This is a genomic window from Actinomadura viridis, assembly GCF_015751755.1.
Taxonomy (GTDB): Bacteria; Actinomycetota; Actinomycetes; order Streptosporangiales; family Streptosporangiaceae; genus Spirillospora; species Spirillospora viridis.
This window is the reverse complement of sequence record NZ_JADOUA010000001.1, coordinates 1,359,185-1,381,852: the sequence shown is the minus strand read 5'-3', so window position 1 is coordinate 1,381,852 and position 22,668 is coordinate 1,359,185. Positions and strand designations below refer to the sequence as shown.

Here is a 22,668-nt window from a genome sequence, read left to right as displayed (position 1 = left end):
GTGTGTCACCTGTGCGTGGCCGAAGCGTCACCGAGCGCCAATGATCATGCCGGCCCCGACGGTGTTGTTGGTGGCCTCGTCGATCAGGACGAACCCGCCGGTCAGCCGGTTACGGCCGTAGTCGTCGACGAACAGCGGCTGGGTCACCCGCAGCGAGATCCGGCCGATCTCGTTCAGCCCCAGCGCGGTCGCGGAGTCGTCGCGGTGCAGGGTGTTGACGTCCAGCCGGTAGTTGAGGTCCTTGACCATCGCCCTGGCGGTCCGGGTGGTGTGCTTGACGAACACCTTCATCCGCGGCGTGAGCTGCCGGTCGGGGGTCGTCCAGCACACCATCGCGTCCAGGTCCTGCGCGACCTCCGGCCGGTTGTTGGGCCGGGCGATCATGTCGCCGCGGGAGATGTCGATGTCGTCGGCCAGCCGCAGCGTCACCGACATCGGCTGGTACGCCTCCTCGACCGGCCCGTTGGGGCCGTCGATGTGCGTGATCGTCGTGGTCAGCCCGGACGGCAGGTGCACGACCTCGTCGCCGGGCTTGAGCACCCCGCCCGCCACCTGGCCCGCGTAGCCGCGGTAGTCGTGCAGCTCCGGGTCGGTGGACCTGTGCGGGCGGATCACGTACTGCACCGGGAACCGCACGTCGATCAGGTTCCGGTCGGAGGCGATGTGCAGGTGCTCCAGGTGGTGCAGCAGCGAGGTGCCCTGGTACCAGGGCATGTTCACCGACCGGTCCACCACGTTGTCGCCGTGCAGCGCCGAGATCGGGATGAAGGTCAGGTCGGCGACCTCCAGCTTGGCGGCGAACGCGGTGAACTCGTCCACGATCCGCTCGAAGGTGGCCTGGTCGTAGTCCACCAGGTCCATCTTGTTGACCGCCACGACCAGGTGCGGGACCTTCAGCAGCGTGGTCAGGAACGCGTGCCGCCGGGACTGCTCCAGGATCCCCTTGCGCGCGTCCACCAGGATGATCGCCAGATCGGCGGTGGAGGCGCCGGTGACCATGTTCCGGGTGTACTGGATGTGCCCGGGGGTGTCGGCGATGATGAACTTGCGCCGCGGCGTGGCGAAGTAACGGTAGGCGACGTCGATGGTGATGCCCTGCTCGCGCTCGGCCCGCAGCCCGTCGGTCAGCAGCGCGAGGTTGGTGTACTCCTCGCCGCGGTCGGCGCTGGTGCGCTCCACCGACTCCAGCTGGTCCTCGAAGATCGACTTGGAGTCGAACAGCAGCCGCCCGATCAGCGTGGACTTGCCGTCGTCGACCGACCCGGCGGTGGCGAACCGCAGGATGTCCATCTGCTTGCTCTCCTGCGGCATCAGAAGTAGCCCTCCTTCTTGCGGTCCTCCATGGCGGCCTCGCTGGAACGGTCGTCGGCGCGGGTCTGGCCGCGCTCGGTGATCCGGGTGGCCGCGATCTCCTCGATCACCGTGTCCAGGGTGGCGGCGGTGGACTTGACCGCCCCGGTGCAGGACGCGTCGCCGACCGTGCGGTAACGCACCACGGCCTCGAACGCCGGCTCGTCCTCGCCCCGGTTGGCGTACGGCAGGTCGGCCAGCAGCATCCCGTCGCGCTCGAACACCCGCCGGGTGTGCGCGAAGTAGATCGGCGGGAGCTCCAGCTCCTCCCGGCGGATGTAGTCCCAGATGTCAAGCTCTGTCCAGTTGGACAGCGGGAACACCCGCACGTGCTCGCCCTGCCGGATCCGGGTGTTGTAGAGGTTCCACAGCTCGGGCCGCTGGTTCTTGGGGTCCCACTGGCCGAACTCGTCCCGGAACGACACCACCCGCTCCTTGGCGCGGGCCTTCTCCTCGTCCCGGCGGGCCCCGCCGAACGCCGCGTCGAACCGGTGCTCCTCGATCGCGTCCAGCAGCGTGGTGGTCTGCAGACGGTTGCGGCTGGCCCGCCGCCCGGTCTCCTCCACCACCCGGCCCTGGTCGATCGAGTCCTGCACCGAGGCGACCACCAGCCGCAGGCCCAGCTCCGCCACCCGGCGATCGCGGTACTCGATGACCTCGGGGAAGTTGTGCCCGGTGTCGACGTGCATCACCGGGAACGGGATCGGGGCGGGCCGGAACGCCTTCTGCGCCAGGCGCAGCATCACGATGCTGTCCTTGCCGCCCGAGAACAGCAGGACCGGCCGCTCGAACTCGGCGGCCACCTCCCGGATGATGTGGATCGACTCGGCTTCGAGGACGTCTAGCTGTGACAGCAGGTAATCGCAACGCTGCATGGTCTGGGGCTTCTCTCCACGATTCTCTGGCAGTGCACCGGTGTACGCGATGTCAGGGCGGGCGATCCCGATGGGTCGCCCCGGACGGTTCGGAGCCCCGGACGGGGCCGGGCACTCCGCGCGGCCCGAGCCGGTCGATCAGCCCGGCGGGGCCGCGGTCACGTCCCGGATGCCGGTCAGCAGCGTCGATGCCGACTCCGGATGACACACCACGATATCCGGGAGCCGGGGGTCCTTCTCGTTGTAGGCCAGCGTGGCGCCGTCGATCCGGGACGCGTGCGCGCCCGCCGCCAGCGCCACCGCGACCGGGGCCGCCGAATCCCACTCGTACTGGCCGCCGGCGTGGACGTAGGCGTCCACCTCCCCCAGCATCACCGCGGCGATCTTCGCCCCGGCCGAACCGATCGGCACCAGTTCGACCTCGGTACCGGCCTCGCCCAGCCGCCCGGCCAGCGCCCGCAGGAACTCCGGAGGACGGCTGCGGCTCACCGCGATCCGCAGCCGGCCGGCCGCCGGGGGCGTCAGCCGCAACGGCCGCTCGGACGGCCGCCCGTCCTCGCCCGTACCGGCCACCACGGCCCCCTCCGGCGCGGTCCGGAGCGTCAGCCCCTGCGCCGGAAGGGCCACCGCGCCCGCGGCGAGCCGTCCCTCCCCCGCGGCCTCCCACAGCGCGACGTGCACGGCCCAGTCGCGGCGGCCCTCCTCGGCGAACTCGCGGGTGCCGTCCAGCGGGTCGATGATCCACACCCGGGACGCGGACAGCCGCACGGACTCGTCGGTGTTGCCGGTCGGCGGGCCGTCCATCGCGACGGCGGTGGCGCTCTTGGCGGCGACGGAGGCGCGCCCCTCCTCGGAAAGGACGGCGTCGCCGGGGCGGCGCCGGGCCAGCGCGTCCATGAGGTACTCGTGCGCCCGCAGGTCGCCGGTGTCCTTCAGCGCGCGCACGTCGGAGAAGCCGAGCTCCTCACGTACGTCCAGCAGCAGGCTCCCCGCCCGCCCGGCCAGCTCACCGGCCAGCGCATGATCCCCCTCGGGGGCGCCGGACCCGGCCCCCTCACGCTCCACCATCGACGCACCACATTCCCGGCTCGACATACCTGTTCGGTCTACATTCTGCTGCACACCGAAACCCCACCCGGCGCCGGGGCAGAGCTTCGGTCAGCCCTCGGGGGACGACCCCCGCACCCCCGGAACTGCCCGGCACCCTGCACTCCGCTGGCGCTCCGTTCCGGGCTTCGGTCAGCACACCCCACGGGGGACGACCCCCGCACCCCCGGAACTGCCCGGCACCCTGCACTCCGCTGGCGCTCCGTTCCGGGCTTCGGTCAGCACACCCCACGGGGGACGACCCCCGCACCCCCGGAACTGCCCGGCACCCTGCACTCCGCTGGCGCTCCGTTCCGGGCTTCGGTCAGTAAGCTCCCGACCCCTTGAAGACCGCCGACCAGGTCTTCCACATGATCTGGAGGTCCAGGGCCAGCGTCCAGTTGTCGACGTAACGCAGGTCGAGGCGGACCGATTCCTCCCACGTCAGGTCGGAGCGCCCGCTCACCTGCCACAGCCCGGTCATGCCGGGCTTGACCGCCAGGCGCCGGTACACGTCGCCGCCGTACTGGGCGACCTCGTCCGGCAGCGGCGGGCGCGGGCCGACCAGGGACATCTCGCCGCGCAGGACGTTGAACAGCTGGGGCAGCTCGTCCAGCGAGTAGCGGCGCAGCCGGCGGCCGACCGCGGTGACCCGGGGATCGGACTTCATCTTGAACAGCACGCCGTCCTGCTCGTTGCTGCCCTGCAGCTCGTTCTTGCGGGCCTCGGCGTCCACCACCATGGTGCGGAACTTCAGCACGGTGAACTCGCGGCCGTCCCGGCCCACCCGGGTCTGCCGGAACATCACCGGGCCCTGGCTGGTGACCTTGATCAGGAACGCCACCAGCAGCAGCAGCGGGCTGAGCGCCACCAGGCCGGCCAGCGCCGCGGCCCGGTCGAACAGGCCCTTGAAGATCTTGCGGGAGCCGTCCAGCTCCGGGTGCTCCACGTGCAGCAGCGGCAGCCCGGCCACCGGCCGGATCGAGATCCGCGGGCCGGTCACGTCCATCAGCGCGGGCGCCACCACCAGCTCGATGTCGTCCCGCTCGATCTGCCAGGCCAGCCGCCGCAGCGCGACCCCGTCCATCTCCGGGCACGCCAGCACCGCCACCGAGTCGGCGCCGCTGCGCTGCACCACGCCTGCCGCCTGGCCGAAGTCGCCCAGCACCGGCACGCCCTCGACCTCGCTCACCGCGTCCTCGCCGGACGCCAGCGCGGGCGGCAGGCACACCCCGACGATGTCCATGCCGTGGTAGCGCTTCTCCCGCAGGAGGCGGATCAGGTCGGCGACCGACGTGCGGTGCCCCACCGCGATCACCCGCCGCATGCAGTCGCCCTTCCAGCGGCGGTTGTGCAGCCACTTGCGCAGGCGGTAGCGGGCCACCAGGGCCAGGAAGGTGCCCAGCGGCAGCGCCATCACCACGTAGCCGCGCGCCACCTCGGTCTTGGTGGCGTACGCGGCGATCGCCACGAACGCGGTGAGGACGAACCCGGCGCGCAGCACCCGGTGGAACTCCTCCCAGCCGACGCCGACGAAGCGCGGCTGGTAGGCCCGGCAGACCATCAGGGTGACCACGAACAGGACGGGCAGCACCACCGTCAGCGCCACGTACGGCACCGTCGGGTCGCTGGGGATGCCGGGAAAGCGCAGCACGAAAGCGATCACGCCCGCCGAGAGCATGCTCAGGAAGTCCAGGCCGGCGGCCACCCGCCGGTACGTCCCGGTCCAGTTGGACTTGTAAGGACGACGCTCCCGCTTGTTCTGGATCGGGGCCTCATCCAGCCTGATCTTGTCAACGACGGCCAACGAATCCCACCACCCCTGCCGCATGCGCGCCCCTCACGCACGGTCCCTCTCGGAGACGGCCGAGCGGCAGGGGAGGTTCACATGACGTCCGAAGCCCGAATGTGATGCATCTTACGATCGCGCGCCCGGGCCCGTTGCCCGAAACGACGCTACGGTCCCGTTACCGACCAGTTCGCCGGATAACACCGGCGCTCCAGGTCAGGACGGTTTAGGGAATGACCCTAATCCCCGCTCGCCCCCCGGGCCGACGCCACTCCCCCGTTCCGGTCTCCGGATCCCCGAGCACCACCGTGCCGGACGCCGCGCGGAACGCCTGCCGGCGACGCGGCCACCCAACGATCATGTGACCGATCCCGGGCATTCCATCGACGCGGCCGTCCTTAGCCGGCGTGGTACACGTTCTGAGCGGCCTCGAGCCCCCCGGTCAGGAGGGCCTCGACGGCGTCGGCGGCGCGCTCGGCGTTCAGGTCGAGCTCCTTGCGCTCCACGGCCGAGAAATCCTTCAGGACGAACGCCGCCGGGTCCATCCGGCCGGGCGGGCGGCCCACCCCGAACCGCACCCGCAGGTAGTTCCTGTCACCCAGCGAACGGCTGATCGAACGCAGCCCGTTGTGCCCGTTGTCGCCACCGCCCTGCTTCAGGCGTACGGCGCCATAGGGGATGTCCAATTCGTCATGGACGACGATGAGCCGCTCGACCGGCGCCTTGTAGAAGTCGCGCAGGGCCTTCACCGGGCCACCGGACTCGTTCATGTAACAGCGCGGCTTGGCCAGGACGGCGCGGGCGCCGGCCAGGCGCCCCTCCAGCACATCGGCACGGGCCTTGTGCGCTTTGAAACGGCCACCGGCGCGCCCCGCCAGGACGTCCAGCACCATGAAACCGGCGTTGTGCCGGTTCCCGGCGTAGGACGGGCCCGGGTTGCCCAGGCCCACGATCAGCCACGGTTCAGTGCTCACCAGGGCTCCTCGAAGCTCGCCGGGAACGGCGCGCCGGAGACCGGCGACGGCCCCCGGCGGTACGGACGCCGCGGGGGCCGTGCGCGGATCTGCCGCCGCCGGATCCGGCGGCGCGGGTCACTCGGCGGACTCGCCGCCCTCGGCGGCGGCCTCCTCGGCCTCGCCCTCCTCGGCCGCGCCGGCCCCCGCGGAGACCGAGGCGTCGACGATCTGGACGATCAGCAGCTCCTCGTCGGCGGCCAGGGTGGTGCCGGAGGGCAGCTTCAGGTCGCGGGCCAGCACCTGGGAGTCGATCTCCAGGCCCTCGATGTCGAGCGACACCGACTCGGGAATGTGGGTGGCCTCGGCCTCCACGGCGAGCTCGACCTCGGTCTGCACGAGACGGCCCCCGGGCACCACGTCGCCGGTGACGATCACCGGGATGGAGACCGAGACCTTCTCGCCGCGCTTGACCAGCAGCAGGTCGACGTGCTCCAGGAAGCCCTTGATCGGGTCGCGCTGGACGTCCTTGGGCAGCGCCAGCGCGGAGGCGTCCTCCAGGCCCTCCACGCGCAGCAGCACGTTCGGGGTCTTGAGGGCCAGCATCAGCTCGTGGCCGGGCAGCGAGATGTGCTGGGGGTCGGTGCCGTGGCCGTAGAGAACGGCGGGAACCTTGCCGGCCCGGCGGGTGCGCCGCGCGGCACCCTTACCGAACTCGGTGCGCGGCTCGGCGGCGATACGTACCTCGGACACGGCGGAAACTCCTCGTTTGTTGCGATCCACGGCCGTCCGGCGTTGGACGTCCGCTACGGACAGAGCGAATCAGGCGTAGCTCGATGCGTCAGGCGCCTCGAAGATTCTTTGCGTTGCCCGGGGAGCACGAGACCTCGCAGGAAGCCGCACTGAACGACCCGGGCCATACGCGGATTCAGCAAGTCTAGCCGATCGTCCCAACGCGCAAAGCCAGTGGGGCAGGACGGGACCCCCTCCAGGGAAGGCCCGGGCGGGGAACAGGCGGGCCCGGGACGGCCGTGACCGTCCCGGGCCCGCGAGGCCGCGGCGCGCCGCGGCCGGAGATCAGCTGTGGCCGCCGAACAGGCTCGTCACCGAACCGTCGCTGAACACCTCGTTGATCGCCCGCGCCACCAGCGGGGCGATCGACAGCACGGTCAGCTTGTCGAACTGCTTCTCGTGCGGGATGGGCAGCGTGTTGGTCAGCACGACCTCGGAGATCCGGGAGTTCTTCAGCCGGTCCACCGCCGGGCCCGACAGGACCCCGTGCGTGGCCGCCACCACGACCTTCGTCGCGCCGTTGTCGAACAGCGCGTCGGCCGCCTTCACGATCGTGCCGCCGGTGTCGATCATGTCGTCGACCACCACGCAGGTACGGCCCTCCACCTCGCCGACCACGTCGAACACCTTGACCTCGTTGGCCACGTCCGGGTCGCGCTTCTTGTGGATGATCGCCATCGGCACGCCGCCCAGCCGGTCGCTCCAGCGCTCGGTCACCCGCACCCGGCCGGCGTCCGGCGCCACCACGGTGACCTGCGACAGGTCCAGCCGGCTCTCGAAGTGCCCGGCCAGCAGGTCCAGCGCGAACAGGTGGTCCACCGGGCCGTCGAAGAAGCCCTGGATCTGCGCGGTGTGCAGGTCCACGGTGATCAGCCGGTCGGTGCCGGCGGTCTTGAACAGGTCGGCCATCAGCCGGGCCGAGATGGGCTCACGGCCGCGGTGCTTCTTGTCCTGCCGGGCGTACCCGAAGAACGGCGCCACCACGGTGATGCGCTTGGCGGACGCGCGCTTGAGCGCGTCCACCATGATCAGCTGCTCCATGATCCACTGGTTGATCGGCGCCGTGTGGCTCTGGATCACGAACGCGTCGGAACCGCGGACCGACTCCAGGAAGCGCACGAAGGTCTCACCGTTGGCGAAGTCGTACGCCGAGGTCGGCGTGAGTTCGACGTGGAGGTTGTCGGCTACTTCCTTGGCCAGGTCCGGGTGGGCTCGGCCGGTGAAGAGCATCAGCTTCTTCTGGCCGCTCGCCTTGATCCCACTCACCTCTGACAACTCCCCCTCAATGGAACGTTACTTCTCGTGGGTGTCGTCCCCACTTCCCGCGGAACGCAACGGCCGTGCGGCCCGGTCCTGGTGGCCGGTGCCGCGCCCGTCCCGCGGAAGGTCGTCATTCGCCGCGTTCCCGGTCAGGGGAGCCGGCGGGCCCGCGGGCCTCCCCGGCCCTGCGCGCGGCCTCGGCGGCGGGGGTCCCGGCGCGCTTGCGCTCGACCCAGCCCTCGATGTTGCGCTGCTGCCCGCGGGCGACCGCCATGGCGCCCGGCGGCACGTCCTTGACGATCACCGAGCCGGCGGCCGTGTAGGCGCCGTCCCCGATGGTCACCGGCGCGACGATCATGTTGTCGCTGCCGACCTTCACGTGGTCGCCCACCACGCTGCGGTGCTTGCTGACCCCGTCGTAGTTGACGAAGACGCACGCGGCGCCGATGTTGGAGCCGTTGCCGATCTCCGCGTCGCCCACGTACGTGAGATGCGGGACCTTGCTGCCCTCGCCGATGTCGGCGTTCTTGGTCTCCACATAGGTGCCGATCTTGGCGCCGGCCGCCAGCCGGGTGCCCGGCCGCAGGTAGGCGAACGGGCCGACCGAGGCCCGCGGGCCGATCTCGGCCTCGACGCACACCGCGTTGACGACGGCGGCGTCCGCGCCGACCCGGGTGTCGGTCAGCGTGCAGCCCGGCCCGACCCGCGCGCCCTCGCCCAGATGGGTGCGGCCGTGCAGCTGGGTGCCGGGGTGGACGACCGCGTCCGGCTCGGCGGTGACGTCCACGTCGATCCAGGTGGTGGCGGGGTCGACGATCGTGACACCGGCCCGCATGTGGGCCTCCAGGATCCGGTCGTTGAGCTGCCGGCGCGCCTGCGCGAGCTGCACCTTGTCGTTGACGCCCTGGGTCTCCACCCAGTCCGCGGCGAGGTGGGCGCCGGCCCGGTGCCCGTCGCCGCGCAGGATCCCGACGACGTCGGTGAGGTACTCCTCGCCTCCGGCGTTGTCGGTGGTCACCCGCTTGAGCGCGCCGGCCAGCAGGGCGCCGTCGAACGCGTACATGCCCACGTTGATCTCGCGGACGGCCCGCTGCTCCTCGGTCGCGTCCTTGTGCTCGACGATCGCGGCGACCGCCCCGTCGCCCTCGCGCAGGATGCGGCCGTACCCGGTCGCGTCGGGCATCTCCGTGGTGAGGACGGTCACGGCGTTGCCCTCGTCCTCGTGGACGCGCACCAGCTCGGCCAGCGTCTCGCCGCGCAGCAGCGGGTGGTCGCCGTTGGTGACGACGACCGTGCCGTGCAGTTCGTCCTGCGCCGAGCCCCACGCCTGCTCCAGCGCCATGCGGACCGCGTGGCCGGTGCCGCCCTGGTGCTCCTGCACCACCGGCTCGGCGCGCGGGACCAGGCCCGCGCCGGCCCGCTCCAGGTGCTCGACCACCTGCTCGCGGCGGTGCCCGACGACCACCACCAGCCGGTCGGGCTCCAGCGCGCGGGCGGCGGCCAGCACGTGGCCGAGCATGCTGCGCCCGCACAGTTCGTGGAGGACCTTGGAGGTACGGGACTTCATCCGGGTGCCCTCGCCTGCGGCGAGGACGATGACGGCAGCCGGGCGGCTAGCGCTCACTAGGAGGCTCCTCGGCATCGCGGATCGGTTGGCCTCGGGCGCCGACCAGGGGGCCTCGCCCACCTGTATCTACGATCTACCTGCTCAAACAGGCTCGCAACACGCCCGACACCGGAAGGATACCGCCCGGCCGCCTCCTGTCACCCCGGCCGGGTCCCCCCATCCGCCGGCGCCCCCCGGCAGGACGCCGCGAGGGCCGTTCGTCGTGCTCCGCCGCCAGGATTCGAACCTGGAGTCTTTCGGACCAAAACCGACTGCGTTGCCAATTACGCCACGGCGGAAGGTCGAGCCCCTCCCTATCACCGGGGGGACACATCCGGCCATGATACCGATCAGCCGAGTCGCCCCTCACCTCATTTCGCCTGGGCCCCGCGCTCGTCGGCGAGTCTCGCGAGCGAGCGCCGGAGCGAGGCGGGTCAGGGGGCCTGGGTGAGGGTGAGCCAGGCGGGGAGGGGCTCGCGGGCTTCGAGCCAGGCTGCGGGGATGGCGGCGGCGCCCTGGTGGGCCGCCACGACGCCGCCGGTGATGGCGGCGGTGGTGTCCATGTCGCCGCCGACGGTCACGCAGGCCCGCAGGGCCGCCTCGTAGTCGGTGAGGCGGGTCGCCGCGGCCCACAGGGCGAACGGCACGGTGTCCTGGGCCGAGATCCGGGAGCCGTTCCCCAGGACGTGGGCGGCCTCGGACGGGGTGGCGTCCAGCAGGGTCAGGGCGCGTTCGAGGCCCCGCCGGACGTACTCGCCGTGGGCCGTGCGGGCCAGGGCGGCCTCGATGAGGGCGGCGGGGCCGGCGTCGCGTCCGCGCGAGGACGCGGCGTGGGCCGCCGCGGCGGCGACCGCGACGGCACCGGCCACGCCCTCGGGGTGGGCGTGGGTGACCTCGGCCGACAGGGCGGCCTCGGCGGCGGCGCGGTCGGGGTCGTCGGCGAAGTAGGCGCCCAGAGGGGCCACCCGCATGGCGGCGCCGTTGCCGTACGAGCCGTTGCCGCCGAACAGCGCCGTCGAGGCCGACCGCCAGTGGTCGCCGTCGCGCAGGCCCTCCAGGAGTTCCAGCGCGCCCGCGCCGTAGCGGCGGGAGATGTCGAAGCGGGCGGCGAACGATTCGGCGAGGGCGTCCTGATCCACTCGCCCGTACCGGTTTAGGACGTCGAGGAGCGAGCAGGCCATCTCTGAGTCGTCCGACCACTCCCAGGGGCCCGGCGGGATGTCGGTGGCCCGCGAGAGGTGACGATTGGAGAGTTTGAAGAACTGGTCGCCGAAGGCGTCGCCCACGGACAGGCCCGCCAGCGAACTTTGTGCGAGTCTCGCGCGTTCTCCCTGGGTAGGGCCCATTTCACGTTATCCCTTCACACCGCCCGGCGATCGTCCGGGACCTGGGCGAGTCTTCCGTGACGGCGGGGGGATTCCCACCGATTTTACTGTCCGGCTCTGTCCAACCTACGGGAGCGTAGGTTACGTTGGCGTAGGTAAGGCGACCCATGACACGCACAGGAAGTGGTGACCCGATGGCTGCACCTCCCGTCCTCGATCCCCCCCGCCCGCAACGCCGTCCCGAGATCGAGCCGGAACGGTCGGGACGGGCCGAGCGGATCCTCGTCGGGGTCTTCACCGGCGTTCCGTTCCTCGCGCTCCTCGCCGCCGTCCCGCTGGCCTGGGGACGCTTCCTCGGCTGGACCGACGTGGCGCTGATGGCGGTCTTCTACTTCGTCTCGGCCGGCGGGATCACCGTGGGGTACCACCGGTACTTCACGCACGGCTCGTTCAAGGCCCGGCGCGGGCTGAAGATCGCGCTGGCGGTGGCCGGGAGCCTGGCCATGGAGGGACCGGTCATCACCTGGGTGGCCGACCACCGGCGGCACCACAAGCACTCCGACAAGGAGTTCGACCCGCACTCGCCGTGGCGTTTCGGCAACGACTGGAAGGCCCTCGCCAAGGGGCTGGGCTGGGCGCACTACGGCTGGCTGTTCGACGGCAACCGCACCTCCAAGGAGCGGTTCGCCAAGGACCTGCTGAACGACCGCGACATCGTCCGCGTCCACCGCGCCTTCCCCGCTCTGGTCGCGGTGACGCTGCTGCTGCCGGCCGGGCTGGGCGGCCTGCTGACGATGTCCTGGCAGGGCGCGCTGACCGCGTTCTTCTGGGCCGGCCTCGTCCGGCTGACCCTGGTGCACCACGTGACCTGGTCGATCAACTCCATCTGCCACACCTTCGGCAAGGAGCACTTCGAGGTCCGTGACAAGTCCCGCAACGTCTGGTGGCTGGCCATTCCCTCGCTCGGCGAGTCCTGGCACAACCTGCACCACTCCGACCCGACCTGCGCCCGGCACGGCGTGCTGAAGGGCCAGGTCGACATCAGCGCCCGGGTCATCTGGGCCTTCGAGAAGGCGGGCTGGGCGCACGACGTCCGCTGGCCCGACCAGGCCCGCCTGGACGCGAGGCGCGCGAACCGTCCCGAGTGACCGTCACAATTGATTCCGTGACAGAACCTGCCCCCCGGTCGCGCAGGAAGCGAATGACCGGCAAGGAACGACGCGAGCAGCTCCTCACCATCGGCCGGACCCTGTTCGCCGAACGCGGGCTGGACGGCACGTCGGTCGAGGAGATCGCAGCCGCGGCGGGTGTCTCCAAGCCCGTGGTGTACGAGCACTTCGGCGGCAAGGAGGGGCTGTACGCGGTGGTGGTCGACCGGGAGTTCGAGCGGCTGCTCGCCCTGGTGACCGAGGCGCTCAACTCCGCGATCCACTACCGGAGCAAGCTCGAGCGGGCGGCCCTGTCGCTGCTGGAGTACATCGAGACCAATCCCGACGGCTTCCGCATCCTGGTCCGCGACTCGCACGGCGGCACCGGCACCGGCAGTTTCGCCAGCCTGCTCAGCGAGATCGCCGGCGAGGTCGAGTACGTGATGGCCCAGGAGCTGGACCGGCACGACTACGACGGCAAGTACGCGCCGATGTACGCGCAGATGCTGGTCGGCATGGTCGCGCTCACCGGCCAGTGGTGGCTGGACGCCCGCCGGCCCAAGCGCGAGGAGGTGGCCGCGCACCTGGTCAACCTCGCGTGGAACGGGCTGTCGGGCCTGGAGCCGCGCCCGACCCTGGACCCCCGGCGCCGCCGCAAGGAGCTGGAGCGGCTGGAGAGGCGCGCGGAGAAGGCCGCGGCGAAGGCGGAGAAGGCCGAGGAGAAGGCCGCGGCCAAGGCCGAGAAGGCGCAGCGCAAGAAGGGCCGGGCCGAGGAGGAGGACGACGCCCGGAACGTCTCCGAGACCGAGAACGCCGAAGAGACAGTGAGCGGCGAAGAGACAGTGAGCGGCGAAGAGGCCGAGACCGTCGGAGCCACCTCGGCCACGCTCGCCGGTGTCGACCCGTCCGGCGCCGTGGAGACCGGCGCGGCGGAGACCGGCGCCGTGGAGACCGGCGCGGCGGAGACCGGCGAGGCGGAGACCGGCGGCGAGACCGCCGGGGAGATCACCGAGGAGACCGGCGCCACCGTTCCCGAGGCGTCCGCCCGCCCGGCACGCTGAACGCGCCCACCCCGATTCCCCGCCAACCCCATGACCGGTGACCGGTGTGCCATGCCCGGAAACGGGAGACCGGTGGCCGTCCGGAGTTCGTCCGGCCGGCCACCGGCGGGGTCACCGTGTTACCGGTTGTCCCGGCCCCCGGGTCGCGAAGGCGGGTTCTTGGCGGGCGCGCGATCGGGAGATCGCCGTACGCCCGGGTGCGCGGCCTGGGATGCCGCCCACCGTGCGAGCTGGCACACCGCAGGGGAACGAGTCGCTTCCCTCACACGGCGGGCGGCAGTTCACGGTCCGGCACGGCCCGCGATCACGAACACGCGCCGGAACGGGAAGACGGTGCCGTACGGCGCGGGCGGGTAGGCCGCGCGCAGCAGGGCGCCGTAGTCGGACAGGAATTCGGAGGTCTCGGCGGGGCCGAGGGCGGTCAGGACGGGGCGCAGGGTGGTGCCCTTGAGCCATTCGAGGACGGCGTCCTCGCCGTGGAGGACCTGCGCGTAGGTGGTCTCCCACGCGTCGGCCTCGTAGCCGTGCCGGGTCAGCAGGTCGAGGTAGCCCACCGGGTCCAGGACGGGGCGCGCCCGCGGCGGGGCGCCCACGCGGCCGCGCCAGCGCGGCGTGTCGCACAGCTCGCGCAGCAGGGTGTGGCTGGGGGCGTCGAAGTTGCCGGGGACCTGGAAGGCCAGCCGGCCGCCGGGCGCCAGTTCGCCGATCCAGCGCGGCAGGAGGTCGACGTGCTCGGGGACCCACTGCAGGACGGCGTTGGAGACGATCAGGTCGACCGGCTCGGCGGGCCGCCAGGTGCGCACGTCGCCGACCGTGAAGTCCAGGCGGCCGGGGATCGCCCGGGCCCGGGCCTTCTCGATCATCTCCGGGGAGCTGTCGAACGCCTCGATGACCGCGTCCGGCCAGCGCCGGGCCAGGGCCGCGGTCAGCTCGCCGGTGCCGCAGCCCAGGTCGGCGACGCGGCGCGGCGCGGCCGGATCGACGCGGGCCAGCAGTTCGGCGAAGGGCCGGGCGCGCTCGTCGCCGAAGACCCCGTACTGCTCGGGGTCCCAGACTGCGGCGGGCCGGTCCGCCTCGGCTTGTCTCGACATCAAGAGACAGGATGCCCCGCCCGTAATCTTGATGTCAACACAGTCGTCTCGATATCGAGACAGGTAGGCTGTCCGGCATGCAGGACGAGGTGGACCGGCTGGTCGTGGCCTGGAACAAGGAGCGTCCGGATCTCGACGTCCAACCGCTGCAGGTCCTCAGCCGGGTGTCGCGGCTGGCCCGGCATCTGGACCGGGCCCGGCGCGCCGTGTTCGTCGACCACGAGCTGGAGGGCTGGGAGTTCGACGTGCTCACCGCGCTGCGCCGGTCCGGGGCGCCCTACCAGCTCAGCCCGGGGCTGCTGCTGCGCGCGACGCTGGTGACCTCCGGCACCATGACCAACCGGATCGACCGGCTGGCCGCGGCCGGGCTGGTGGAACGCCATCCCGACCCGCAGGACAAGCGGGGCGTCCAGGTACGGCTCACCGAGGCGGGGATGACCCGGGTGGACGCGGCGTTCGCCGACCTGCTCGACCGCGAGCACGCGATCCTCGACAGCCTGGCCCCGGCCGAACGCGAGACCCTGGCCGGCCTGCTGCGGACGCTGCTGATCCCGTTCGACAGCCCCGACCACCCCTGACCGGGGGGACTCGCGTCCGCGCGCCGGGCGCGGGTCAGCCGACGTCCTCGGCGAGCATCAGCCACTCCTCCTCGACCCGGGCGGCCTCGGCCTGGATCTCCTTGAGGCGGCCGTCCAGCTCCTGGAGCCGCTCGTAGTCGGCGGCGTGCTCGGCCAGCCGCTCGTGCAGCTCGGCCTCCTGCTTCGCCAGCTTGTCGAGGCGCCGTTCCAGCCGGTCCAGCTCCTTGCGCGCCTTCCAGTCCTGCCCGCCCCCCTTGCCGGCCGGCTTGGGCGCGGCGCCGCCGGACGCGGCGGCGGGCGCGGGCGTGCCCGCGACGGCGATGTTACGGGTCGGGGCGGTGCCTTCGGCGCGGCGCCGCAGGTACTCCTCGACCCCGCCGGGCAGCATCGACACCCGGCCGTCGCCCAGCAGGGCGACCACGTGGTCGGTGACCCGTTCGAGGAAGTAGCGGTCGTGGCTGACGACCACGAGGGTGCCCGGCCAGCCGTCGAGGAGGTCCTCGACCTCGGTGAGGGTCTCGATGTCGAGATCGTTGGTCGGCTCGTCCAGCAGGAGCACGTTGGGCTCGCCCATCAGCAGCCGCAGCAGCTGGAGCCGGCGCCGCTCGCCACCGGACAGGTCGCCGATCGGGGTCCACTGCCGGTCGCCGCGGAAGCCGAGCCGCTCCAGCAGCTGGCTCGCGGTCCACTCGCGCTTGCCGACGGTGATGCGGTGCTTGATCTCCTCGACCGACTCCAGGACCCGGCGGGCGGGGTCGAGCTCCTCCAGGTTCTGCGAGAGGTGGGCGAGCTGGACGGTACGGCCGCGCACCACGCGTCCCGCGGACGCGGTCACGGCGCCGTCCAGCAGCCGCAGCAGGGTGCTCTTGCCGCTGCCGTTGACGCCGACCAGCCCGATCCGGTCGCCGGGGCCGAGCCGCCACGTCAGGTGCTCGAAGAGGGCGGTGCCGGCGACCTCGACGGTGGCGTCCTCGATGTCGAAGACGGTCTTGCCCAGCCGCGCGGTGGCGAACCTGGTCAGCTCGACCGCGTCGCGCGGCGGCGGCTCGTCGGCGATCAGCGCCTGCGCGGCGTCCAGCCGGAACTTGGGCTTGGACGTGCGCGCCTGCGGGCCGCGGCGCAGCCACGCCAGCTCCTTGCGCAGCAGGTTCTGCCGCTTGGCCTCGGTGGCGGCGGCGATGCGGTCGCGCTCGGCCTTGGCCAGGACGTACGCCGAGTAGCCGCCCTCGTAGCGCTCGACCCGGCCGTCGACGACCTCCCAGGTGCGGTCGGTGACCTCGTCCAGGAACCAGCGGTCGTGGGTGACGACCAGCAGCGCGCCGCGGCGGGACCGCAGGTGCCGGGCCAGCCAGTCGATGGCCTCCAGGTCGAGGTGGTTGGTGGGCTCGTCCAGCACGACCAGGTCGGTCTCGGGCACCAGCAGCCGGGCCAGCGCCACCCGGCGCCGCTCCCCGCCCGACATCCCGGCCAGCGGCGTGTCCAGGGCGGGCCGGGGCGGGCCGCCGGGGCCGGCCGGGCGGTCGAGAAAGTCCAGCAGGCCGCCCAGGATCTCGCGGACGCGCAGGTCGCCCGCCCACTCGTGCTCGGGCCGGTCGCCCAGGACGACGTCGCGCACGGTGGCGCCGTCGGTGAAGGCGTCCCGCTGGGTCAGGTAGCCGAGCCGCAGCCCCCGGGCGTGGGTGACGCGGCCCTCGTCGGGCTCGGCGGCGCGGGCGAGGATCTCCACCAGCGTGCTCTTGCCGCCGCCGTTGCGGCCGACGACGCCGACGCGGTCGCCCTCGTCCAGGCCGAGTGAGACCGCGTCCAGCAGCGGCTTGGGCCCGTACGCCTTGGTGACGTTCTCAACATTGATCAGATTCACGACGCCTTCAAGGCTAATGCCCCCGGGGCACGGGACGCGCCCGCGGGCGCGGCGGGCGCGGGCGCCCGGACGGGGCCTCAGCCCCCGCCACCGCCGCCCCCGCCACAGCCGCCGCCCCCGCCACCGCCGCAGGAGGAGCCTCCGCCGCAGCCGCCGTGCGAGCCGCTGTCACCGTCGCCGCCGAAGAATCCGCCGCCTCCGCCGGCCCCGCCGCCGTAGGCGCCGCCTCGCCGCCCGCGCCGCCCGCGCCGCCGCTTGCGGCGCTCGCTCGTGGAGACCACCACGGCGAGAAGCACCGCCATGAGGATGATCGTGAAGGGAATCAGAAATTCCATGGTCGCCGTCCCCGGATCTCAGAAGCTGGAGCTGGAACTGTCGGAGCCGCCCCCGCTGGACGAGCCGCCGCTGTCGTGGCCGGACGAGCCGCTGGACGAGCCGCCGGAGTCGTGGCCGGACGATCCCCCGTAGGAGGGGCCTGGGTCGTATCCGGGGCTCGGGGTGTGGTGGCCGCCCTGGTAGGGGTCGTAACCCCCGGAGTAGTCGGTGCCCGGGACGTGCCCGCCATGCGGGTGCCCGCTGCCGGGCGCGGGGCCGTGGCCCCCTGGGTACGGGGTGTGGCCGTACGGCCCGGGCCCGCCCGGGTACGGCGGCCGGGCGGCGCGCCGGCTTCCGTTGACGACCAGGACGATCACCGCCGCGACGATGACGATGAGGGGCACGACGATCAGGAGCAGACCGACCAGGAAGCCGAGCGATGATGCCATGGGTGGACCTGCCGATGGGAGGGGGGTCTTTGGGAGTCCGACGCCAGAGAACCCCCCGCGGTTCGGTCAGATGATGGTGGCTCCCGGGTAAGGTCCCTGCGCGCGGACGACCGACCGGGCCACTCCCGCCCCTTCCAGCGCCGCCGCCAGGTCGGCCGCGTGGCCCTCCGACTCGGCCAGGAAGGCGCACGTGGGGCCGGACCCGGAGACCAGCGCACCGATCGCGCCGGCGTCGCGCCCGGCGGCGAGCGTACGGTCCAGCGAGGGCCGCAGCCGCAGCGCCGCGGGCTGAAGGTCGTTGGTGAGGGCGGCGCCGAGCCCCTTGACGTCCCCGGTGGCCAGGGCCGTCATGAGCGCCTGGGAGACCTCCGGCATGGCGGCCGGCTCGCCGTGCTCCTCGCGGAGCCGGTCGCATTCGGCGTACACGGCCGGGGTGGACAGGCCGCCGTCGGCGGTCGCGAAGACCCAGTGGAAGGTGCCGCGGGTGAGCGCCGGGGTCAGCCGCTCGCCGCGTCCCAGGCCGACGGCCGTGCCGCCCAGCACCGCGAACGGCACGTCGCTGCCCAGCGCGGCGCCGATCTCCAGCAGGTCGTCGCGGCCGAGCAGGGGATCGTCGCGGTCGTCCCACAGCCGCGCGCAGGCGACCAGCGCGGCCGCGGCGTCGGCGCTGCCGCCGGCCATGCCGCCCGCGACCGGGATCGCCTTGCGGATGCGCAGCGAGACCTGCGGCTCCACCCCGAGCCGCGCGGCCACCAGCCGGGCCGCGCGGGCGGCGAGGTTGTCGCCGTCCACCGGAACGCCCTCGATCGCCACCCGCGCGGACGGGGCGGCCTCGACGGTCACCTCCAGCCGTCCGGCGGGGGCGGCCGTCACCTCGTCGACGAGGGAGACGGCGTGGAAGACGTTGACGAGGTCGTGATACCCGTCACCGCGGAGGGGTCCCACGGCGAGCTGGAGATTGACCTTGGCGGGCGCGCGTACGGTCACTGCGGTCACGTCAGGGAAGCGTAGAGGAATCCGGTCTTTCCTCCCAGTGCCCGGCGGGCCCCCGCCCGCCCCGCTCCCCCGGCCCGGCCCGGGCGGGGCTCAGCCGCCGCTGGTCACCGGCAGGTTCTGCGGGTTGAAGTAGGGGGTGGTGGCAAGTTCTCGCAATGCCGAGACCGCCCGCTTGTCATCGGTGACCGAGTACCGGCGCCGCTCGTCGCGCGGCTCCTCGGCCTGCTCGTCGGAGTTGAAGTAGACGACCGCCTTGACCTGGGGGTTCTGCAGCGTCTCGGCGGCCTTGCGCAGCCACTCGGCCCGCCGCGCCCCGTAGGACCGCGGCACCCCGAACTCGGCGACCATGATCGGCTTGGGCCGGTCGTCGGCCCACTCCAGGAACAGCTTGAGGGTCTCCGACAGGTCGCGGTAGTCGTGGTCGCCGCCGGGCTGGGCGTCCACGCAGATCCAGTCCACCTGGTCGTCGCCGGGGTAGTAGGAGGGCGCGTTGCGGCTGCCGAAGCCCCCCGCGGTGGGGCACCAGACCCAGGCGACGTTGTCGACCTTCTCCCGCTGGAAGATCTGCCGGATGTGCTTCCAGGCCGCGATGAACTCCGCCGGGCCGTGGACGCGGTCGCGCAGCCCCTCCTTGTCCATGTCGCGCTGCCAGCGCAGGAAGATCGGCTTGCCGGTGGCCCGGATCGCGCGGGCGCGCTCCCGGATCAGCGCGTCGTGCTCACCCGCGACGATCTCCTTGGTGTCGGCGCCCGCCCAGGTCAGCAGGAGGTAGCGGTTGTCCCCGCCGAGCAGCGCGGAGTCCTCGCGGCTCGGGAAGGCGGACTTCCAGCCGCGGTAGTTCTGGACGATGTCCAGCCGGCGGCCGAGGTCGCGTTCGAAGTCGCGCACCTGCTCGGGCACCGAACGGGCCGAGGCCGCCCCCGAGGGCGACGCGGACCTCGTGGGCGAGGCGGAGCCGGTGGCCCGCGGCGCGGGCTCGGCGCCCGACGGCGGCACCCAGGCGCCGAAGTAGGCGCCCTGGCCGGGCGGGACCGGGGCCACGCCCGCGCGGGCGGTGGTCGTGATCGTCGGTGTCGCGCCCGCGCCGTCAGTGCAGCCGGCCGTCAGCGCCAGCACCGCCAGCGCCGCCACGGGCATCGTTGCCCGCGCCGTCCGCGAACGCCCCTTCACCATGATCCTCCGCCTCGTTCCGCTCCAGCACGCCCCCAGGACGATACTGGGCGATCCGGGCGAAGGCGGCGATGTCCAGAGCTTCTCCCCGGGCTTGTGGATCAACCTCGGCCGCGCGCAGGGCCGTCTCCGCCGCCGCGGCCGAGCCCGCCCAGCCCGCCAGGGCGGCGCGCAGGGTCTTGCGCCGCTGCGCGAACGCCGCGTCCACCACGGCGAACACCTCCCGCCGGGAGGCCCGCGTGGGCGGCGGCTCGCCCCGGGTGAAGGCGACCAGCCCCGAATCCACGTTGGGAGCGGGCCAGAAGACCGCGCGGCCCACCGGCCCGGCGCGTCGCGCCGTTCCGTACCACGCCAGCTTCACCGACGGCACGCCGTAGATCTTGCCGCCGGGCGCGGCGACCATCCGGTCGGCGACCTCGGCCTGCACCATCACCAGCGCGCGGCGCAGCGACGGCAGGGTGGCGAGCAGGTGCAGCACCACCGGGACGGCGACGTTGTAGGGGAGGTTGGCGACCAGGGCGGTCGGCTCCGGCCCCGGGACGCCCGAGATCCGCAGCGCGTCCGCCTGGACGACCTCCAGCCGTCCGGCGAGGTCCGGCGCCCGCTCCGCGACCGTGCCGGGCAGCGCCCGCGCCAGTACCGGGTCGATCTCCACCGCGACCACCCGCCGGACCTCGGGCAGCAGCGCCAGGGTGAGCGAGCCCAGCCCCGGCCCGACCTCGATGACCACGTCACCGGGTGCCGGATCGGCGGTGCGCACGATCCGGCGGACGGTGTTGGCGTCGATGACGAAGTTCTGGCCGAGCGTCTTGGTGGGCCGGATGCCCAGCCGCGCCGCCAGCTCGCGTACGTCCGCCGGTCCGAGAAGTGCCTGTAGGTCCCCCACGGGTCAAGTGTGGCAGGTCGCCGGGGTCGCCCCCGCCGGGCCGCTGCGAGGCGGCTCAGTGGCGGCTCAGACGCGGCGACTCAGAGGCGGCGGCTCAGAGGCGGCGGCTCAGAGGCGGCGGCTCAGAGGAACCTGCCGCAGTTGGGCCACTGCCCCTGCCAGCGTCCGTTCACCTTGTTGTAGAGGAGTTGCGCGCGGTAGGTCTGCTCGGCCGGGCTGGCGTCCGACGGCTTTCCCCGGCCGCCGACCGAGCCCCAGGTCTGCATCGAGAACTGGTAGAGCCCGTAGTACCCGGCGGGGTTGACCGCCTTGGGGTTGCCCCCCGACTCGCACTTGGCCAGGCCGGCCCAGTTGAGCCGGGCGGCGGCGGCGCCCGCCGAACTCGGCTTGGGCCCGACCGCCTTGATCGTCGCCACCGGCTTGCGCGTGATCTTCTGGGCGATGACGGCCTTGACCTTCTTGCCCCGGCGCTTCACGTAGGCGATCTGCACCACCTTGACGCCGGGCCTGCCCTTGCGCGTCACCTTCTCGCTCCACGCCGGGAGCGCGGAGCTCTTCTTCTCGACCGTGGCCGCCGGGATCGCCACCCGCCTGGTGACCGGCTTGGACAGCAGCCGCACGACCTTGATCCTCGAGCCGGGCGGCGACTGCCGCGGCGGCGCGACCAGGTCGTAGGGGCCGAGCCCGATCTTGGCCTCGGTCAGCACCTGCTCGACGGTGGCGCCCGCGCTCATGACCTGGGTCTTCTTCCCGTCGATCACGATCGCGATCGCCCGCGGCGGCGCGCTGGTCTTCGGCGCGTCCGCCACCGGGGCGGTCTTCGGCGGCGCCTCGCCGCCGCAGCCCGCGACGGCCAGGGCCGCCGCCAGCGGCAGGCACAACGAAGAGCGCATGGGGGGACGGCGCACCTTGTTCCTCCAAGCGGACAGGGCTTCGGGGGCTGCCCTGGGCAACGGCCAGACCCTAGAGGCCAAAAGCCCCTTCCGCCACCGGAACGCCGATGTCGCCCTATTCGGGACGCTATTCGCTCGGGTCCCTCCGGGCCGCCGGAGAAAGACCGGTCAGGGCACGGCAGGTGCTGCCATGGGTGCCGCCAGAGGTGCTACCAGGGGCCGAAGACGCGCTCGCCGTTGGCGGCGATGGCCGTGCACAGCTCGGCCAGGTCGACGTCCTTGACCCCGGCCATGAAGCGGACCGTGTGCGGGATCAGGTACGAGGCGTTGGGCTTGCCCCGGTGCGGGACCGGGGTGAGGAACGGCGCGTCGGTCTCCACCAGCAGCAGGTCGAGCGGTGTCACGCGCAGGGCCTCCCGGAGGGGCTCGGCGTTCTTGAACGTGACGTTGCCCGCGTAGCTCATGACGTAGCCGCGGTCGGCGCACACCTTGGCCATCTCGGCGTCCCCGGAGAAGCAGTGGAAGACCACCCGCTCCGGCGCGCCCTCCTCCAGGAGGATGCGCAGCACGTCCTCGTGCGCCTCCCGGTCGTGGATGACCAGGGCCCTGCCCGTCCGCTTGGCGATGTCGATGTGGGCGCGGAACGAACGGTGCTGGTCCTCCTTGGGGGCCCAGTCGCGGTAGTAGTCCAGGCCGGTCTCGCCGATGGCGCGGACCTTGGGGTGCGCGGCCATCCGCGCGATGTCGTCGAGCACCGCGTCGGTGACGCCGGTGGTCTCGTTGGGGTGGATCGCCACGCCCGCGAAGACGTCCTGGTACTCCCCCGCCGCGTCCATGCTCCAGCGCGAGGACGCCAGGTCGCAGCCGATCGTGACGATGCGGGCGACCCCCGCGGCGCGCGCCGCGGCCAGCGCCTCGGTCACCGGCGTCTCGGCCATGTCCAGGTGGCAGTGGCTGTCGAAGACGTCGACCGGCAGGCGCTCGGGCAGCGGTGGAAAGGACCGCGTCGCCTCGCCGCCACCCTCGCTCACGTGCCCTCCTCGATCCAGTCCCACTCCAAGCCTAGAGGGCCTTTCCGGCTCTCTCGAACCTTTGGGGGCACGGCGCCGGCCACGCGGGCCGGATCGTCCCGCCGAACCTCCGGCGATACTCTGCGATGCGCAGACCACGACACCACCGTTCCA

21 protein-coding genes and 1 tRNA gene are annotated in these 22,668 nt (G+C 72.6%); 3 read left to right on the top strand and 19 right to left on the bottom strand.

The window, feature by feature from the left end:
- Nucleotides 1-27: 27 nt before the first annotated feature.
- From IW256_RS06035 to IW256_RS05990, 10 genes are all read right to left on the bottom strand, one after another.
- Complete coding sequence (locus IW256_RS06035; RefSeq protein ID WP_197016120.1) at nucleotides 28-1,290, bottom strand: sulfate adenylyltransferase subunit 1; 1,263 nt, start codon at nucleotides 1,288-1,290, stop codon at nucleotides 28-30.
- Between the two features lie 20 nt (nucleotides 1,291-1,310).
- Nucleotides 1,311-2,225 carry a sulfate adenylyltransferase subunit CysD gene (gene cysD, locus IW256_RS06030; RefSeq protein ID WP_197010009.1) on the bottom strand — a complete coding sequence of 305 codons (915 nt, stop codon included), beginning with the start codon at nucleotides 2,223-2,225 and terminating at the stop codon, nucleotides 1,311-1,313.
- A 138-nt stretch (nucleotides 2,226-2,363) separates the two neighbouring features.
- Complete coding sequence (locus IW256_RS06025; RefSeq protein ID WP_197010008.1) at nucleotides 2,364-3,293, bottom strand: 3'(2'),5'-bisphosphate nucleotidase CysQ; 930 nt, start codon at nucleotides 3,291-3,293, stop codon at nucleotides 2,364-2,366.
- Nucleotides 3,294-3,636: 343 nt separating this feature from the next.
- Entirely contained in the window at nucleotides 3,637-5,118 is a 1,482-nt protein-coding gene (locus IW256_RS06020) for a sugar transferase (RefSeq protein WP_231403675.1), read from the bottom strand.
- Between the two features lie 380 nt (nucleotides 5,119-5,498).
- Nucleotides 5,499-6,074 (bottom strand): aminoacyl-tRNA hydrolase, encoded by a 576-nt coding sequence (gene pth, locus IW256_RS06015; RefSeq protein ID WP_420535394.1) that lies wholly within the window; start codon nucleotides 6,072-6,074, stop codon nucleotides 5,499-5,501.
- A gap of 117 nt (nucleotides 6,075-6,191) precedes the next feature.
- Nucleotides 6,192-6,806, bottom strand: a complete 615-nt coding sequence (locus IW256_RS06010) for a 50S ribosomal protein L25/general stress protein Ctc (RefSeq protein ID WP_197010006.1) — start codon at nucleotides 6,804-6,806, stop codon at nucleotides 6,192-6,194.
- A 324-nt stretch (nucleotides 6,807-7,130) separates the two neighbouring features.
- Nucleotides 7,131-8,111, bottom strand: coding sequence for a ribose-phosphate diphosphokinase (locus IW256_RS06005; protein ID WP_197010005.1), 981 nt, complete (start codon nucleotides 8,109-8,111; stop codon nucleotides 7,131-7,133).
- Nucleotides 8,112-8,235: 124 nt separating this feature from the next.
- Nucleotides 8,236-9,729 (bottom strand): bifunctional UDP-N-acetylglucosamine diphosphorylase/glucosamine-1-phosphate N-acetyltransferase GlmU, encoded by a 1,494-nt coding sequence (gene glmU, locus IW256_RS06000; RefSeq protein WP_197010004.1) that lies wholly within the window; start codon nucleotides 9,727-9,729, stop codon nucleotides 8,236-8,238.
- A gap of 208 nt (nucleotides 9,730-9,937) precedes the next feature.
- Nucleotides 9,938-10,010, bottom strand: a tRNA-Gln gene (locus IW256_RS05995).
- Between the two features lie 135 nt (nucleotides 10,011-10,145).
- Complete coding sequence (locus tag IW256_RS05990) at nucleotides 10,146-11,057, bottom strand: ADP-ribosylglycohydrolase family protein (protein ID WP_197010003.1); 912 nt, start codon at nucleotides 11,055-11,057, stop codon at nucleotides 10,146-10,148.
- Between the two features lie 173 nt (nucleotides 11,058-11,230).
- Here IW256_RS05990 and IW256_RS05985 point away from each other — a divergent pair, with 173 nt between their 5' ends.
- Both IW256_RS05985 and IW256_RS05980 read left to right on the top strand, forming a co-directional pair.
- A complete protein-coding gene (locus IW256_RS05985) occupies nucleotides 11,231-12,184 on the top strand; it encodes an acyl-CoA desaturase (protein ID WP_197010002.1) in 954 nt (317 codons plus the stop codon).
- 53 nt (nucleotides 12,185-12,237) lie between these two features.
- Nucleotides 12,238-13,245, top strand: coding sequence for a TetR/AcrR family transcriptional regulator (locus tag IW256_RS05980; RefSeq protein ID WP_231403674.1), 1,008 nt, complete (start codon nucleotides 12,238-12,240; stop codon nucleotides 13,243-13,245).
- Between the two features lie 281 nt (nucleotides 13,246-13,526).
- Here IW256_RS05980 and IW256_RS05975 read toward each other — a convergent pair whose 3' ends face one another.
- Nucleotides 13,527-14,336, bottom strand: coding sequence for a trans-aconitate 2-methyltransferase (locus IW256_RS05975; protein WP_197010001.1), 810 nt, complete (start codon nucleotides 14,334-14,336; stop codon nucleotides 13,527-13,529).
- Nucleotides 14,337-14,413: 77 nt separating this feature from the next.
- Between IW256_RS05975 and IW256_RS05970 the strand changes: the two genes are divergently transcribed.
- The gene (locus tag IW256_RS05970) at nucleotides 14,414-14,914 is read left to right on the top strand and encodes a MarR family winged helix-turn-helix transcriptional regulator (protein ID WP_197010000.1); all 501 of its coding nucleotides are present in this window, start codon (nucleotides 14,414-14,416) and stop codon (nucleotides 14,912-14,914) included.
- Nucleotides 14,915-14,948: 34 nt separating this feature from the next.
- On the opposite strand, the gene IW256_RS05965 is transcribed toward IW256_RS05970, so the two are convergent.
- From IW256_RS05965 to IW256_RS05930, 8 genes are all read right to left on the bottom strand, one after another.
- The gene (locus IW256_RS05965; RefSeq protein WP_197009999.1) at nucleotides 14,949-16,775 is read right to left on the bottom strand and encodes an ABC-F family ATP-binding cassette domain-containing protein; all 1,827 of its coding nucleotides are present in this window, start codon (nucleotides 16,773-16,775) and stop codon (nucleotides 14,949-14,951) included.
- A gap of 77 nt (nucleotides 16,776-16,852) precedes the next feature.
- Nucleotides 16,853-17,110 carry a hypothetical protein gene (locus IW256_RS05960; protein WP_197009998.1) on the bottom strand — a complete coding sequence of 86 codons (258 nt, stop codon included), beginning with the start codon at nucleotides 17,108-17,110 and terminating at the stop codon, nucleotides 16,853-16,855.
- Nucleotides 17,111-17,128: 18 nt separating this feature from the next.
- Nucleotides 17,129-17,539 carry a hypothetical protein gene (locus tag IW256_RS05955; protein ID WP_197009997.1) on the bottom strand — a complete coding sequence of 137 codons (411 nt, stop codon included), beginning with the start codon at nucleotides 17,537-17,539 and terminating at the stop codon, nucleotides 17,129-17,131.
- A 66-nt stretch (nucleotides 17,540-17,605) separates the two neighbouring features.
- Entirely contained in the window at nucleotides 17,606-18,526 is a 921-nt protein-coding gene (locus tag IW256_RS05950; protein ID WP_197016118.1) for a 4-(cytidine 5'-diphospho)-2-C-methyl-D-erythritol kinase, read from the bottom strand.
- A gap of 99 nt (nucleotides 18,527-18,625) precedes the next feature.
- Nucleotides 18,626-19,672: a glycoside hydrolase family 26 protein gene (locus tag IW256_RS05945; protein ID WP_231403673.1), complete on the bottom strand. Its 1,047-nt coding sequence runs from the start codon at nucleotides 19,670-19,672 to the stop codon at nucleotides 18,626-18,628.
- Nucleotides 19,623-20,591 (bottom strand): 16S rRNA (adenine(1518)-N(6)/adenine(1519)-N(6))-dimethyltransferase RsmA, encoded by a 969-nt coding sequence (rsmA, locus tag IW256_RS05940; RefSeq protein WP_197009995.1) that lies wholly within the window; start codon nucleotides 20,589-20,591, stop codon nucleotides 19,623-19,625. The genes IW256_RS05945 and rsmA overlap by 50 nt, the downstream gene beginning before the upstream one ends.
- A 122-nt stretch (nucleotides 20,592-20,713) precedes the next feature.
- Nucleotides 20,714-21,484 carry a resuscitation-promoting factor gene (locus IW256_RS05935; protein ID WP_197009994.1) on the bottom strand — a complete coding sequence of 257 codons (771 nt, stop codon included), beginning with the start codon at nucleotides 21,482-21,484 and terminating at the stop codon, nucleotides 20,714-20,716.
- 209 nt (nucleotides 21,485-21,693) lie between these two features.
- Nucleotides 21,694-22,515, bottom strand: coding sequence for a TatD family hydrolase (locus tag IW256_RS05930; RefSeq protein WP_307828750.1), 822 nt, complete (start codon nucleotides 22,513-22,515; stop codon nucleotides 21,694-21,696).
- Nucleotides 22,516-22,668 lie beyond the last annotated feature (153 nt).